The 14,543-nt window shown below is 44.8% G+C and carries 16 protein-coding genes and 1 riboswitch; of the genes, 3 read left to right on the forward strand and 13 right to left on the reverse strand.

Annotated elements, in window-relative coordinates; genetic code table 11:
* Positions 1 to 2 precede the first annotated feature (2 nt).
* From QZV24_RS04770 to QZV24_RS04800, 7 genes are all read right to left on the reverse strand, one after another.
* Entirely contained in the window at positions 3 to 1,358 is a 1,356-nt protein-coding gene (locus QZV24_RS04770; RefSeq protein ID WP_294520869.1) for an SPFH domain-containing protein, read from the reverse strand.
* A 139-nt stretch (positions 1,359 to 1,497) separates the two neighbouring features.
* The gene (gene thiC, locus QZV24_RS04775) at positions 1,498 to 2,805 is read right to left on the reverse strand and encodes a phosphomethylpyrimidine synthase ThiC (protein WP_294520872.1); all 1,308 of its coding nucleotides are present in this window, start codon (positions 2,803 to 2,805) and stop codon (positions 1,498 to 1,500) included.
* Between the two features lie 58 nt (positions 2,806 to 2,863).
* A riboswitch (TPP riboswitch) is annotated at positions 2,864 to 2,964 on the reverse strand.
* Positions 2,965 to 3,007: 43 nt separating this feature from the next.
* Positions 3,008 to 3,559, reverse strand: a complete 552-nt coding sequence (locus QZV24_RS04780; protein WP_294520875.1) for a GerMN domain-containing protein — start codon at positions 3,557 to 3,559, stop codon at positions 3,008 to 3,010.
* Positions 3,560 to 3,573: 14 nt separating this feature from the next.
* Positions 3,574 to 4,668: an N-acetylmuramoyl-L-alanine amidase gene (locus QZV24_RS04785; protein ID WP_294520878.1), complete on the reverse strand. Its 1,095-nt coding sequence runs from the start codon at positions 4,666 to 4,668 to the stop codon at positions 3,574 to 3,576.
* Between the two features lie 16 nt (positions 4,669 to 4,684).
* Entirely contained in the window at positions 4,685 to 4,888 is a 204-nt protein-coding gene (locus QZV24_RS04790; RefSeq protein WP_294520881.1) for a DUF3006 domain-containing protein, read from the reverse strand.
* A 1-nt stretch (position 4,889) separates the two neighbouring features.
* On the reverse strand, positions 4,890 to 5,834 hold the full coding sequence (locus tag QZV24_RS04795; protein WP_294520884.1) for a ComEC/Rec2 family competence protein: 945 nt from the start codon (positions 5,832 to 5,834) through the stop codon (positions 4,890 to 4,892).
* 13 nt (positions 5,835 to 5,847) lie between these two features.
* Positions 5,848 to 6,030 (reverse strand): hypothetical protein, encoded by a 183-nt coding sequence (locus QZV24_RS04800; RefSeq protein ID WP_290657050.1) that lies wholly within the window; start codon positions 6,028 to 6,030, stop codon positions 5,848 to 5,850.
* Between the two features lie 134 nt (positions 6,031 to 6,164).
* On the opposite strand from QZV24_RS04800, the gene QZV24_RS04805 reads away from it, so the two are divergent.
* Entirely contained in the window at positions 6,165 to 7,214 is a 1,050-nt protein-coding gene (locus QZV24_RS04805; protein ID WP_294520887.1) for a M48 family metallopeptidase, read from the forward strand.
* 61 nt (positions 7,215 to 7,275) lie between these two features.
* On the opposite strand, the gene rmuC is transcribed toward QZV24_RS04805, so the two are convergent.
* The 5 genes from rmuC to QZV24_RS04830 form a co-directional block, all read right to left on the reverse strand.
* Complete coding sequence (gene rmuC / locus QZV24_RS04810) at positions 7,276 to 8,445, reverse strand: DNA recombination protein RmuC (RefSeq protein WP_294520890.1); 1,170 nt, start codon at positions 8,443 to 8,445, stop codon at positions 7,276 to 7,278.
* Positions 8,446 to 8,457: 12 nt separating this feature from the next.
* The gene (locus tag QZV24_RS04815) at positions 8,458 to 9,588 is read right to left on the reverse strand and encodes an acyltransferase (RefSeq protein WP_294520892.1); all 1,131 of its coding nucleotides are present in this window, start codon (positions 9,586 to 9,588) and stop codon (positions 8,458 to 8,460) included.
* Positions 9,589 to 9,601: 13 nt separating this feature from the next.
* A complete protein-coding gene (locus QZV24_RS04820; protein WP_294520894.1) occupies positions 9,602 to 10,336 on the reverse strand; it encodes an SIMPL domain-containing protein in 735 nt (244 codons plus the stop codon).
* Positions 10,337 to 10,480: 144 nt separating this feature from the next.
* Positions 10,481 to 11,863, reverse strand: coding sequence for an amino acid permease (locus QZV24_RS04825; protein WP_294520959.1), 1,383 nt, complete (start codon positions 11,861 to 11,863; stop codon positions 10,481 to 10,483).
* A gap of 108 nt (positions 11,864 to 11,971) precedes the next feature.
* Entirely contained in the window at positions 11,972 to 12,190 is a 219-nt protein-coding gene (locus tag QZV24_RS04830) for a hypothetical protein (RefSeq protein WP_294520897.1), read from the reverse strand.
* Between the two features lie 367 nt (positions 12,191 to 12,557).
* Here QZV24_RS04830 and QZV24_RS04835 point away from each other — a divergent pair, with 367 nt between their 5' ends.
* Positions 12,558 to 13,160 carry a chromate transporter gene (locus tag QZV24_RS04835; RefSeq protein WP_294520898.1) on the forward strand — a complete coding sequence of 201 codons (603 nt, stop codon included), beginning with the start codon at positions 12,558 to 12,560 and terminating at the stop codon, positions 13,158 to 13,160.
* A gap of 10 nt (positions 13,161 to 13,170) precedes the next feature.
* The gene (locus tag QZV24_RS04840) at positions 13,171 to 13,737 is read left to right on the forward strand and encodes a chromate transporter (RefSeq protein ID WP_294520901.1); all 567 of its coding nucleotides are present in this window, start codon (positions 13,171 to 13,173) and stop codon (positions 13,735 to 13,737) included.
* 5 nt (positions 13,738 to 13,742) lie between these two features.
* Here QZV24_RS04840 and murI read toward each other — a convergent pair whose 3' ends face one another.
* Positions 13,743 to 14,519 (reverse strand): glutamate racemase, encoded by a 777-nt coding sequence (murI, locus tag QZV24_RS04845; protein ID WP_294520903.1) that lies wholly within the window; start codon positions 14,517 to 14,519, stop codon positions 13,743 to 13,745.
* Between the last annotated feature and the right edge of the window lie 24 nt (positions 14,520 to 14,543).

The raw sequence follows: 14,543 nt of genomic DNA on the forward strand, positions 1-14,543 counted from the left end.
TATTACTGAATGTCGTTGTCATCAAATGCATCACCGCATTCCGGGCAGAACTTCGGCGGATTATGTGGGTCCTCCGGTACCCAACCACACTTATCACACTTGTAAAGCGGTGCATCAGCTGGCTTCTTGGCACCACACTGCGGACAGAACTTGCCTTGGTTTACTGCACCACAGCTACAGGTCCAGCCTTGAGCCTCTGGCTTTTTACTGCCACAATTTACACAGAATTTGCCAGTGTTTTCCGCACCACAGGAACATTTCCAAGAGTTACCGCTGGCGGCAGCCGCCGGTGCTGCCTGCTGTGGCGGAGCTTGCTGAGGCTGTTGCTGGGCCTGCTGCATTGCTCCTACCTGCATCATCTGCGCTGCCTGACCACCGCCAATACCACCGGCCATGCCCATACCCATAAAGGCACCCATAGCTCCGGCCCCGCCTTCGTTGCTGGCAGCCATTTTCATACTGTCAGCCGTAGCTCCAGCCATTTGCAGACCGGCCATCTGGGCATTGCCCATGCTGGCATAACGCTGATAATCCTTGATTTTTTCTTCATCTTCGTCGCTGGCCTTTACGCTGCTCACACCGAAGGAGACAATTTCAATACCTCTAAGCTCCCCCCACTTTTTGCTGAGCAGGTCATTTAAGATATCAGCCAATTCATCCACATGAGCCGGAATGCTGCTATATTTGATTTCCTGCTCAGACAATCTGGCCAAAGCTGGCTGCAGCTTGGTCATAAGCTCACTCTTCATTTGGCTGTCTATCTGCTCCCGCGGATAGGAATCTGTTATATTGGCACAAACATTTGTATAAAACAGAATAGGATTGGTAATCCGATAACTGTACTCACCAAAGCACCGCAAGGATACGGTCATACTAAGACCGCTGCGTTTATCATAGGTATCAAAAGGAATAGGGCTTGGAGTCCCATACTTGTTACCAATGATTTCCTTGGTGTTCACAAAATATACCCGCTGATCCTTCCCCGGATCGCCGCCAAAGGTAAATCTCTTGCCGATTTCACCAAATATCGCTTTGACATTTGACCCCAAATCACCGGTAAATATGGATGGCTGCAGGGAAGTATCATATTTGTACTCACCTGGTTCAGCACAAATATCCACAACCTTGCCCTGTTCAACAATAATCATGCACTGTCCGGTGTTTACCGCAATAACAGAGCCGTTGGAAATAACATTATCCTCGGCGGATGTGTTGGAACTGCGTCCCTGGCTGCTGGTACGCTTTTGTCCCTTGACTACCAATAGATCGGCCGGAATACTTTCACAGTATATAAATTCCTTCCATTGATCCGCCAGTGTACCGCCTGCGGCACCCATTGCTGCTTTAATAAGCCCCATAAGATATACCCCCCAAATTAAATTTTTCCAATATATTTTCTATTTCGATGTTTTTGATATAAAATCCTTTTATTTGGAAAAATATAAACAAATAGTCTTATACAACAAGTGCAGGCCTAAATGACCTGCACCTCTTATTTTAATCCTCAAACGGACATTTTGCCTTGTTAAAATACTTGTTTACAATCTCTACAGCACAATAGTCTCCACACATGGAGCAGGCCCCTTCATCCGCGGGGTTCCGCTCCCCCCGAACCTTCCGGGCCAGATCGGGATCAATGGCCAGCTTGAGCTGTTCCTCCCAATCAAGATTTTTCCTGGCCTCCGCCATCCTGTTATCCCATTCCCTGGCCCCTGGCACCCCACGAACAATATCAGCAGCATGGGCGGCAATCCGGGAGGTAATTACCCCGGTATGCACATCATCAATGGTTGGCAAGGCCAAATGTTCAGACGGAGTAACATAACACAGGAAATCAGCCCCACTTACCGCCGCCAAGGTGCCACCTATTGCAGCAGTAATATGATCATACCCCGGTGCAATATCCGTTACCAATGGCCCCAACACATAAAATGGTGCGTTACGGCATAGGCGCTTCTCCAGCTTCATATTGGCAGCAATCTGATCATACGGCACATGACCCGGTCCTTCCACCATAACCTGCACTCCTCTGGACCAAGCCCGGTCTACCAGCTCTCCCAAAGTAATCAGCTCCGTTATCTGGGCCCGGTCAGTGGCATCATTTATACAGCCTGGTCGCATCCCATCACCTAAACTGATGGTGACATCGTATTTCTCACAAATATCCAAAATATCATCATAATGAGTGAAAAATGGATTTTCTTTTTCATTGTGCAGCATCCAGCCTGCAATAAAGGAACCACCCCGACTGACAATATCCATTTTCCGGCCCTGCCGCCGCATTTTTTCAATGGCTGAAAGGGTAACACCGCAGTGCATGGTCATAAAATCGGCCCCATCCTTGGCCTGCTGTTCAATGGAATGAAGCATATCCTCATCCGTCATTTCCACCACAGCACCATGTTCCTTTATCGCCCGTACCGTAGCCTGATAAATTGGCACAGTTCCAACCATAACAGGTGAATGGGCAATAATCTGCCGTCTGGATTCATCAATATTATCTCCGGTGGATAAATCCATAACGGCATCCGCTCCGCATTTTACTGCTTCAGCCAGCTTTAACAGCTCCGGAGCCGGATCAGGAAAGGTACTGGAAGTACCAATATTAGCATTTACCTTTACGGAAAGACCTTCCCCCACTGCACATGGCTTTAGGTTATTATGATTGATATTGGTACAAAGTGCCACCCGGCCGGAGGCAATCAATTCCCGCAACCTATCCGGGTCCATCTGCTCTCTGGCGGCGGCCAGCTTCATTTCATCAGTGATTTTTCCTTCTCTTGCCTTTTGCATCTGTGTTGCCATTTTCTTTCCTCCCAAAAAATAAAACCATCCCTGCGTACAGAAATGGTTTTCAAATGCCCAAAGCATCTTTTCACTTCCCTACGCAGGTATTATCCCAACAGGTTCAAAGGGTCGGCAGTAAATACTGCCTCTCAGCCAAAGGTTCCCCCAGTGAGTATATTCAATTCATTGATATTCTAACACCAAAGAACACATTATTCAATTATTTAAGCAATTCTTCCATCCTGGTAATAGGCTGGCTGGTATCCATATGCCCTTTCAGGGTTTCCACCTTGCGCCCCTCAATGACAATCTGGACTTTTTTTATCTCCGGAAATTCAGTAAGGGTATTAACAATCGATCCTACCAGCATCTCTTCACCAGTGGATCCACCGGATAACTTATCAACCATTGCCTTATTAAAGTCCACCTTGGCTGTATCCCCGGTCACGGTTACCCCCAGCACCTTGGCATCCTTCGGAATAACAGTGGTCAGCTTACGGTCATCCGTCCCGGCCAACAGGGCATCCATAGCAGCCCGATATTTCGTGGCCCCCTTGAGCTTTACCTTCTTTTTCTCGGCCACCAGCTTGCTGGCATCGTTATTCGGGAAGTAAACCTTGATTTCCAGCGTATCATCTGCCGGTTTATCAGTATTGGTAGTAACTCCGGCGGACGGTTTATCCTGCTTGGTTACATCGGTATTATTACAGCCTGATATCATAAAAACTGCCACCAACAGCAACATACTAATCAGGATTTTGGTGATTTTCATTCAGTTTACCTCCATTATCTCAATGTATCACGGAAATAATTATTTATGCCCCGGCAAATAGCTTTGGCCATAGTGTACTGGCATCGCACATTTGCCAACATACTTTCCTCATAAGGATTGGTAATAAACGCCGTTTCCACCAAAGTGGCCGGCACCCGGGAATTTCTCAGCACATAAAAACGGGCGCTGGTTATGCCACGGTCCCGCAGGCCTGTACTATGTACCATTTCATTTTGAATATACTGGGCCAGCATAGCATCCCGAGAGGAATGAGGATAAAAATATGTACCGGTACCATTGGCTTCCGAATTCGTAAAAGCATTGCAATGTACGCTGACAAACATTTCCACCGATGGATCCCGACGGGCTACATCCACTCTGGCCTGCAATTCCTGCTTATCGGTGGCAACTGGGCCAAATACATCCACATCCGTAAAACGGGTCATAAGCACTCTGGCGCCATTTTCCCGCAGAATTCGGGCAGCTTCCAAAGAAATACTCAAAGTAACATCCTTTTCCCTCAACAGACTAGGACCACTAGCTCCATTATCAGTACCACCGTGACCAGGATCCAGCACAATAGTATGCCCGGCCACACTGTCCATCAATTCATCCTCCGGTATATCAGGTACCGGCTTGGTATCCACTGGCTTGCCTTCATCCCCGGCAATCTCAATCACCAATCGATACGGCTTTCTGGTTTTCTTGTCCTTTTCAACAGTGTAAACCTTGTATTCATGCGTTGCCAAATCCCCATCTGTGGCAATCATAATCTGTAAATCATTTTTATTCTTTTCTCTTACGGTCATATATCGGGCTATTTTACGGTCAAGACCGATATTTTTCTTTATCTCCCCTGGCTTGGTATTTTTCATCAGCACCAGTAGCTGATTGGGTTTGTCCGGATTATCCGACACCTCGTATTCCAGATTATCACGGCTAAGTCCTATTTCAATTTTCAGCCAGTCCCTATCCCCGTCTTTATAGCTTTTATAGTGAAAACTCTCCACTTTGTGGCTGGGTGCCGCCTGACAGGAACCAAAATTCATTCCCCAAAAGCCTATGGCACAACAGACCACGATGAACAACCTACATAGTATTCCCTTCAAAAAAATCGCTCCCAAATCACTTTCCCATTAACTCCATAGCTTCTTTCAAAGCATCCTGAGTCTTTTTCTTATCAATGGAAATTTCAATATTGATATAACTGCCTTCAGCTAAATCCTCCGGCAACAAATTACTGGGAATTTCTATCTGATAATCCTCATTCTCCCCCAGTAAAATCACCGCCAGATTTTCTTCGATTCTGTCAACATATGCTGAAATCATCTTATTGTTCTCCTGTCACCGAATATGTATTACCATCGCTTATAATGGTAATCGTACCACTTTCAGCTGTCGTAAGATATTTTATATTATATCTCTTGAATAAATTACGGACTTCCTTGTGAGGATGCCCATAAGAGTTTCCCTTGCCGCAGGATATTATTCCCCACTCCGGATGAACCGCCTTCACGAATTGAAAGGATGATGATGTATGGCTGCCATGATGAGGCGTCTTGTATACCTTGCAGGCCAACCCGTCACCGTATTTTTCAAGAAGTTCCTTTTCAATATCTTTTTCAGCATCACCGGTAAACATCATGGTAAAGTTCCCAAATGATAGAATTCCCACAATGGATTCATTGTTCACATTTACTTTTCCGCCGGTATTCAACGCTTTCGTATCCTTATCCACCAGCTGTGGCGACGGACTCAGTACCCTGAACAAAACCCCTTTGCCAAAATCCAGCACATCACCAGCCTGAACGGTAGTCTGATCAACCCCACGGGCTTTGGCTGTTTTCAGCGCGTTGCGAAAATGAGCTGATGCAGAAGGAATACCATTATAAATGTATTCATCCACATCATATTTTTTCATTACCTTGGCAGCACACCCCATATGATCAGCATGGGCATGGGTGACAATCAGCTTGTTAATATGGGTTATCCCCTCCCGGTCCAAGGCTTCAAACAACTTATTATTGTTTTCCCCCTTATGTTCACCATCACGGTATTTATCATCACCGGTATCAATAAGAATCACCTGTGCACCGGTCTGAATGAGATAAGCATCCCCCTGGTCCACATCGATAGCCTTTATTATAAGCTGACTGTCTATATTGGTGCCACTATCCACTGCAGCAGTATTGCCGGCCGTATTTCCACATCCGGCCAACAGCATGGTCAAAGCCACAATCAGTAAAAAGGCATTGCGTAATAAATTTTTTAACATAGTCGTTACCTGCCTAACGCTTATTCTTAACATTTACTACATACAGTCGTATACCAAGCATAATCAGCCAGGCTGTCACGCTGACCAGCAGCACATAGTCAATCGCCTGCAAATTGCTGTAATCCGTATCGTACAAAATAACGGCAATAAGCACCATCATCAGCCAGTCTGTTTTATTTAACCCGTCTATTTTCATATTCGCCTCCAAAGAACAAAACACACTTTGTCCAACCTTATAAATCAACTTCTATATTATATCACTTAACAAAAAATATGACAAAAATACCATCTTCCGCTTTTTTCTTATCTCTAAAGATATTTTAATCATTTATGTTTGCTTGTGCTGCCTTCTCTTTTTCCGCTGTTCCATCCCAGGCTGATGCCAATTGGATATCAACGGTTCTCAATGTAGGAGTTGCCGGCTATCAAATGGTACAGTACAACAAGGAATTTGATAGACTGAACAACACCGAGGAAGGTCGTCAGGATTTGTATCAAAGTATGAAGAATAAACAGGGAGTAAATGACGACCCATATCTAAACAACCGTCTGGATGGCATTATGGGCAATCTGCACAATGCTATTGCCGTCAGCGACCCATCCATCAATGACAAACCATATCTGTACTTTATCAATCCAAGCAACGATTTTAACGCAGCCTGCTCCTTAGGACATGTTATGACCGTTAATACCGGTATTTTTGATCTGCTGAAAACCGATGATGAAGTAGCAGTAGTCCTTGGCCACGAAATGGCCCATGGACAGAAGGACCATGTAGCAAAAGGCTTTAAAAAAAGCATTCCAGTAACCCTGATTGCCACAGCCATTGCCTCCAATACCAACACCGTTGGTACGGCGGTTACTGCACTTATCGCTGACTACACGGAAAAGGTGCATATCACCAAACCTAATGAATGGGAAGCAGATAACTACGCATTCAATTATATGTCGGATTCCGACTACAATCTGGGAGCCTGTGCTGCGGTTTGGCAACGGGTAATAGATAAATACAGTGGTCAAAAGGACCGGATGACCGGTGATATTTTCTCCGTTTCCGACCATCCTTCCCACGATGAACGGCTCAATAACTACATCAAAAAAATCAAAGAATACAGCAACGGAATAGTGGATGTCAAAGACAGTGCCGTATATGTCAACGACAAGGAATTTATTGCTCCTTCCGCTTACGGTGATATGACTGGGAAAATCCGTGCTTACTATGTAGCCGGCAACCTGGCCCGTGCCTGCCACGACAACAAAAACATCACCGCCACTGTAGAAAACAGTACTGTTTATATGGGCGAACAGCCTATTATCACGCCAATCGGCACCGATGCATCACCGGAAGAAATTGCCGCCAAGCTGAATAGCTTGAAGTAAAACCAAAAATACTGTAGCCTGATAATTCCATCAAGCTACAGTATTTTTTTGCCTTTAAATATTATTCTTCTTCAACATCCACCGGTAAAGCTTCCACATCCTTCAGCTTTCGCATCATCATATTGGTACGGGTACCTACCAGAGAATCGAATTTACTGGTCACCTGTCCCAGCTGCTTATGTAACTTTTCAACGGCCTCGCTGTACACCATAAATTCACTTTTTACTTCTCCCAAGGTCTTCCATACCTCATTGGAGCGTTGCTGAATGGCCAAAGTTCTAAAGCCCATCTGCAGGCTGTTTAATGTAGCAGCCATAGTGCTTGGACCGGCAATATTTACCTTGTATTTATGCTGCAACCGTTCAACCATACCATTGTCTACTGCATGGGCATACAGACCTTCCACTGGCAGAAACATTAACGCGAAACTGGTAGTATGGGGCGGCGCCAGATACTTGGTGGCAATATCCTTGGCTTCGCTGTCCAGCCGATTTTCCAGCTCCTTTTTGGCCTGCTCAATCAAGCCTTTATCCCCGGATGACTGGGCCTCCAACAGATGACTGTAGGAATCCATCGGGAATTTGGCATCAATTGGCAGATAAACCACCTCGCCCTCCAGTCCCGGCAGCTTAATGGCAAATTCCACCCGTTTATTGCTGCCTGGGACGGTTTCCACATTTTCCTCATACTGCTCCGAGGTCAAAATATCCACAAGAATATTTTTTAACTGGTACTCTCCCAATACGCCTCTGGTCTTAACGCCGGACAATACCTGCTTCAAGCTGCCCACATCGGCCGCCAGAGCCTGCATTTCCCCCAGCCCTTTATATACCTGCTCCAGCTGACTGCTGACCGTTTTAAACGAAGCTGAAATCCGTTTTTCCAGTGCTGTCTGCAGCTGCTCATCCACAACGCCTTTGATTTCCTTGAGATTTTTATCCAATTCACTGCGGATAGTGGTAATGCCCTTTTCGGTTTCCGTCCGCACCGCTCCAAGGCCATCGCCAACCACTGATTTAATCTCATTCAACGCCTTAATATTTGCATCATCCATCTGGGAAATATTGCGGCAAATATCCTCCTTGGTCATCTGCTGGCCATCCCCCAAGGCCTTCTGCATATTCCACAGCACCTGCTCAGCCCGAGAATTATCTGGTTTTTTCATCATCAAGGCAATCAAAAGGCCTATGATTATTAACAACAATACAATAGCAATATAAATCGGCTCCATAATCTCCTCCGTTTATTTTTTTGGATATACTCCAATAGTGGCCTTATTTATAACCGGTATCACCTCACCTAGCCGACGCATCAGCATGGCCAACAGCAAGGTAGCCCCCACCGCCAGGCAGTAAAACAACACAGTCATTGACACGGTAAGCCGCAGCCCCAGACCATCAAACAGAAACCCAAAATAAGTCAGGGCCAACGGATGAGCCAAATACATAAAATAGGAATGCTTGCCCAAAAGGGCCAAAACCGGCCGTAAGAAATCCGGCAGCTGCCAAAGGGTAAAAATAGTGAAGAAAAACAGACTGGCTCCCAAGGTATAAATTATCCCGGTAGGTGCCAGCTGATGGGCCGTAGCCACTCCCTCCAGTGGTGTATAGCCCCGAACGCTCAACAGATAATAGTAATAGCCCAGATGCGCCGCCACTGTCAGCCAGAAAAATACCACTATTCCGCTGCGGTATTTGGCCATAAACTCCATAAAGCCATTCATATGTACCGCCAAATAGCCCCCCAGCAGGAATATAAACACATAGTGTATTACCCAATAATTCAAATGATAAATGGCAAACCGGTTAAGAATCGGATTTTCAATTGTATACGGGTTCCAAATAAAGCAAAGAAGATAATTTATTGCTATCTGGGCAACCAACAGCCAGACCAGCTTAACATTATCCAGCCGTTTCACCGCCCATACCCACATTGGCATCATCAGATAAAACCATATGAGCAGTACCATAAAATAAAGCTGATAATTGGCCAGGCCAAAGAATAAATCATACAATATTGTAATAGGATTTAGTGGCCCCGGGTCCTGCCACAAAATACAGTAATGTACTATATAAAACAAGGACCATACCACATAGGGAACCACCACTGCCTTGTAACGGCGCTTCAAAAAATCCTTGTATACAAACGGCTGGGACAAATCCAGATTGTAGAACAGTCCAAAGGCCGAGATAAAGAAAAAAATCGGTACACTAAAACGGGTGAAAATTTCCAATAACGCAACAATATGGGGATTGGCAATGGCATCCGGTGTAGTATGCTGGCCCAGATAGGCCGCCCCAATATGGATACCCACAACCCCCAGCATGGAAATTCCCCTAATATATTCTATTGCCGCCAATCGTGGCTTTTTCATCCAAAACGCTCCATTACTCAATAATATAGTCTACATGAACTGTTGCACCCAGTTCAATAGTACCAGCCTCAATAGGGGTAGGCTCGGGTGCTTCATTATCCATCGCGCCGGCACTGGCCATCTTGGCTAATGTCATATCAGCCCGTGGTTCAACGCTTCCAACACTTTCCGTTACCAGCTTTATCCCCTTGATTTTTATCCCAAGTTCATCGGCAATGATGTCCGCCTTGGCCCGGGCATCCCGCAGTGCAACCCGCAGTGCTTCCTTGCTATACACTTCCGGTTCCTTTAAATCAAAGTTCAAATTATTTACCCGATTGGCACCGTTATTCAAGGCCCGATCTATAACAAGACCCGTTTGGGAAATATCATTGACCACTACCTCAAGGGAACAGGACGCTGTATAACCAATAACCTTGTTTGTCTTATTTTTTTCCTGACTGTATACCGGCCGAAAATTATAGTGACTGGTCTTCATATCAGACGGATCGATGCCCAAATCCTGCAGAGCTGCTTTTACCGCATTGGCAGCGGCGGCATTATCCTGCTGAGCCTGTTTCGCGGTCTTGGCATTGGACACAATACCAATGTTAATATTGGCTCTATCCGGCGTGGCCGTAACCTCACCATAGCCGTCTACGGAAATATAGTTTGTTGGACTGTCCGCAGCACTGGCCAGTCCCACCATTGACACCATCAGAACACACATCAACAATAAACTCTTTTTAACAACTTCTACAATGTGCATTATTAGCCCCCCTTACTTTGTTAAAAATACCCCAAAAACTCATCGGTCAAAACATTCTAATCTACAGTGTACACAATTATTTTCAACATATCAATAGAAAGCCCCTTTCAGCTTTACACTGAAAAGGGCTGCTGGCGTGTTTTCTTATTCGGCCGAGCGCAATGCTCCCAAGCGTTCCTTTTTCCGTTTTTGTCGTTTATGATTGCCAATTTTAAACAAAGCCATCGGGATTAACAGACTGACAACCCCCAGATATATTGTTTCCCGTAAATCCGGAGTAGAGGCAATAACCACCATGCAGATTACCTGAGCCCAAATACCAAACAGGGTAACAAAGGGAAAGAATGGCGTTTTATATTTTAGTTTATCCTCGGAATTTCTGGCAATACAGTGCTTACGAAAATTATACTGGCTCCAGCAGATAGAAATCCAGGCAATAGCACCGGTAAATCCGGACAAGGATAACAAATATGTATAAGCCATATCACTGGAATCAAAGCTGTACAAAAGAATGATAAACCAGCAGGTTATAATAGTGACAATTACTGAATTTTGCGGTATCCCCTTGTCATTTATTTTGGCAAAAATCTTTGGTGCCATACCAATGGATGCCAATGAATACATGGCGCGGCTGGTACCATAAAGACCGGAATTAACACAGGAAAGCGCCGCGGTCAAAATTACAAAGCTGAAGCAAGCCGCAAACTTATCAAAACCATAGTTGGCCAGTGCCACTGCAAACACACTTTCATCCAAACCAGCCTGTTCCCATGGCAAAATGGAAACCAAAATAGAAATCGGAATAATATATAATGCGATAATACGCCATGTAACATTTCTTACAGCCAAAGGAATACTTTTGGCGGGGTCTTCACACTCACCGGCGGCCAGCCCAATGATTTCTGTCCCCTGAAAGTTTACCAGAATAATGGTCATGGTCAAAATAATTGCCCAATAACCATTAGGGGCAAAACCACCACTGCCTAATAGCAGAGTTGTTCCAATAAAGCCCTGATCCCCCACAAGGCCCACAATAATCATAATGCCCACAATACTGAAGGCAATAAGGGCGATTATCTTTATAATGGCCAACCAAAATTCACTCTCACCAAATTTATCCACCTGAAACAGATTTACCAATGTGACCAGCAGGCAAAAAAAGATAGCCCACCATAGCTGACTGATTTCCGGAACAAAATTATTCATAATTATGCCCGCTGCAATCATTTCAGCCGGCACATAGGTAACCCAGGTTATCCAATAAGTCCAACCCACTCCACAGGCCCAGGTTGGATTGATATACTTTCGAGCGTAAGTTACGAATGACCCCGCTATAGGTTCAGCCACAGCCAACTCTGCCAAACAAAGCATAACACACAGCACAATAGCTCCCCCCAATAAATAGGACAGAACTGATGCCGGGCCAGCCTGTTGCAGAATATAACCTGTGCCAAGGAAATATCCGCTGCTAATTACCCCACCCAAGGATATTAACTGTAAATGGCGGTTTTTCAATCCCCTTTTCATACCTTTATCTTCCATTATAGCCTTAACACGACCTTTCAACGCTTCATTCAAAATACTTTGTATACTATAGCATTTTTCAACCAGTAATGCCATTTATTTCTGCTGATTCTACTTATCTTCAATCAGCTCATCATCTTCATCCTCATCGTTGTCCCCATCAGTTTTTTTATCTGAGTTTTGATGACGGTTAAACATAATAACTGCTACCACGGCTACTCCAATGCCCACCATACTGGTAACAGCCGAAATATCAGCCGGGGCAAATTCGGAAATCAGCCAAAAAATAAGTACAATTACCAGACAAAGCTTCATACTGTTCATATTCAAAATCCTTTCCGCCAGAATTATTTATTATGTTTTGGTGAAATTTAATTATATTTTAATTCTCATTTAATAATTCAATGCTATTATATATTCACATTATAGAAGATACTATCTTCTATACTCGGGTCAAAGTATGCAGCTGTCAAACCTCTCCATTTGATGGTTGCCCGAAAAATACTTTGATAAATCCCATTATCATTCCTTCTCCGTAAGAGGCCCCTAATCTCCAAGGGGTCTCTTTTTTGTGTAAAATTCGACTGCATTAAGTTGGAATTTAAAGCTCCAACTGGGTAAGTCTCATTTTACTTGCATTTACATGTGGGCAATGACATAATTACCTTATATTTATTTTATCATAAGGAGTACATCTATGGATACTGAAAAGCTGGATGAAGCCATTCAAAAGTTGGATATAGAGCCTGGCACCGGCCACTTTTATTGGATATTGTTCAAATCTACCTTTCTCATAAGTGCTTTTACCGTGGGCGGTGGTATGGTTATTATTCCACAGTTAAAAACCAAATTTGTGGATGAATACGGCTGGATAAACGACAAGGAAACCTTGGATATCGCCGCTATCGCCCAATCTCTGCCGGGAGTTATGGCCGTAAATGCCTCCATTATGCTGGGTCATCGAATGGCCGGATTGGCTGGAACCCTTGTTACAACTCTGGCTACAGTATTACCGCCTCTTATTACCATGACAATTATTGCTTTTTTCTATGATTTATTTGCCCACAACTATTATGTGCAAATGCTGTTAAAGGGTATGCAATGTGGTGCCACAGCAGTTATCATCAATGTGGCAATTAACCTCGTGAAAAAACTCACCAATAAAAAACAGCTTATTCCTATACTGATATGTGTGGGAACCTTTATCGCTGCCCTGTTCTTTAATGTCAATCTCATGTACTGTGTCTTGGTGGATGCCCTGCTCGGCCTGTTGCTGCTAAGGGATCCGAAGTACAATTAAGGAGGTCATTATGGAATTATTGATTCAGCTATACTGGGAATTTTGTAAAATAGGTATTTTCTGTGTCGGCGGCGGTTATGCATCCCTGCCGTGGATACAGGCGGCTGTGGTGGAAAATTATCATTGGCTCACCCTGACGGAATTCGTTGATATTTTTACCATATCCCAAATGACACCAGGACCAATCGGCATCAATGCCGCAACCTTTACCGGAACCAAAATAGCCGGTCTGCCTGGTGCAATAGTGGCCACAGCAGGCTTCGTTACCCCATCCTTCATCCTCTGCCTCACCATAACCTATCTACTAAGAAAATATGGCGAAATAAGTGGGATAAAAGGGGTATTAAACGGACTGCGGCCGGCGGTTGTTGCCCTGATTTGCGTAGCCGGGCTGAGCTTTATTTACCTTTCTGTGTGGAACACCGAATCCCTGCCGGAAAACCTGTATGACTATGATATTACCGGTATCATCGTGTTAATTCTCTCCTTTTGGGCGCTAAAAAAGAAGGTCAGCCTGATTCCCCTGCTGTTTGGCAGTGGCGTAGCTGGCTTGATATTGGGAATAGTATTACAATAACCAAATTAAATTTCGATTTCATAAAGTTTTTGGGACAGTTCAATCATTGCCGGGTCATCGCTGCTGTTGAGCCAAGTAATAGTACCCTTTTTATCAGAATTATTCAAGAGATTTCTTGAATAAAGCCGCCGGCGAAGCTGTCTGGCGGTTCCCGCTGCCCCGTCATATATTTTCACTTTATTGTCAAACAGTTCACTGATTACTTTTTTTACAAATGGATAATGGGTACATCCCAGTACAACTCCATCCACGGTCTTTCCACCCAACGCCTTGAAATGACTGGCGAGAAAGTCCCGCAGGGCCGGTGAGTCCAGCTCACCTCTTTCCACAAATTCCGGCAGCCCCGGCAGGGGCATTTTTATTATCTCAGCCCGATCCTTCCAGGCATCCATCAGAGTAGCAAACTTCGTTTCCCGCAGGGTTGCTTCTGTAGCCAAAACCAGTACCCGTCCATTGGGACAACCAATCACTGCCGGCTTTAAGGCTGGTTCAATAGCAATAATCGGCAAAGACGGATATTTTTCTCGCAGGCGCTTACCCGCCGCACTGCTGGCCGTATTACAGGCAATTACCACAGCCTTTACCCCCCGGTCCAAAAGCTCATCCACCACCCTGGAGGTCAAATGATATATCTCCTCCGTAGTACGGCTCCCATAGGGAGCATTTTTTGAATCACCGTAAAAAATAAAGTTTTCATTTGGCAAAAGGGCCGTTATCTCCCGCAAAACACTGATGCCCCCCATACCCGAATCCATTACTCCTATCGGACTATCCGCTGTCATATTATCAAAGACCTTTCCTCTAAC

The organism is uncultured Anaerovibrio sp. (assembly GCA_902786545.1).
Lineage (GTDB): Bacteria > Bacillota > Negativicutes > Selenomonadales > Selenomonadaceae > Anaerovibrio.

What these genes read in the sequence shown, in the direction of transcription:
- QZV24_RS04815 (WP_294520892.1), bottom strand. Translation starts at nt 9,588, where the DNA reads ATGAAAAAGCCACGATTGGCGGCAATAGAATATATTAGGGGAATTTCC.
- QZV24_RS04770 (WP_294520869.1), bottom strand. Translation starts at nt 1,358, where the DNA reads ATGGGGCTTATTAAAGCAGCAATGGGTGCCGCAGGCGGTACACTGGCG.
- QZV24_RS04780 (WP_294520875.1), bottom strand. Translation starts at nt 3,559, where the DNA reads ATGAAAATCACCAAAATCCTGATTAGTATGTTGCTGTTGGTGGCAGTT.
- QZV24_RS04790 (WP_294520881.1), bottom strand. Translation starts at nt 4,888, where the DNA reads ATGATTTCAGCATATGTTGACAGAATCGAAGAAAATCTGGCGGTGATT.
- QZV24_RS04800 (WP_290657050.1), bottom strand. Translation starts at nt 6,030, where the DNA reads ATGAAAATAGACGGGTTAAATAAAACAGACTGGCTGATGATGGTGCTT.
- rmuC (WP_294520890.1), bottom strand. Translation starts at nt 8,445, where the DNA reads ATGGAGCCGATTTATATTGCTATTGTATTGTTGTTAATAATCATAGGC.
- QZV24_RS04825 (WP_294520959.1), bottom strand. Translation starts at nt 11,863, where the DNA reads ATGAAAAGGGGATTGAAAAACCGCCATTTACAGTTAATATCCTTGGGT.
- QZV24_RS04820 (WP_294520894.1), bottom strand. Translation starts at nt 10,336, where the DNA reads ATGCACATTGTAGAAGTTGTTAAAAAGAGTTTATTGTTGATGTGTGTT.
- murI (WP_294520903.1), bottom strand. Translation starts at nt 14,519, where the DNA reads ATGACAGCGGATAGTCCGATAGGAGTAATGGATTCGGGTATGGGGGGC.
- QZV24_RS04795 (WP_294520884.1), bottom strand. Translation starts at nt 5,834, where the DNA reads ATGTTAAAAAATTTATTACGCAATGCCTTTTTACTGATTGTGGCTTTG.
- QZV24_RS04835 (WP_294520898.1), top strand. Translation starts at nt 12,558, where the DNA reads ATGGATACTGAAAAGCTGGATGAAGCCATTCAAAAGTTGGATATAGAG.
- QZV24_RS04805 (WP_294520887.1), top strand. Translation starts at nt 6,165, where the DNA reads ATGTTTGCTTGTGCTGCCTTCTCTTTTTCCGCTGTTCCATCCCAGGCT.
- QZV24_RS04840 (WP_294520901.1), top strand. Translation starts at nt 13,171, where the DNA reads ATGGAATTATTGATTCAGCTATACTGGGAATTTTGTAAAATAGGTATT.
- thiC (WP_294520872.1), bottom strand. Translation starts at nt 2,805, where the DNA reads ATGGCAACACAGATGCAAAAGGCAAGAGAAGGAAAAATCACTGATGAA.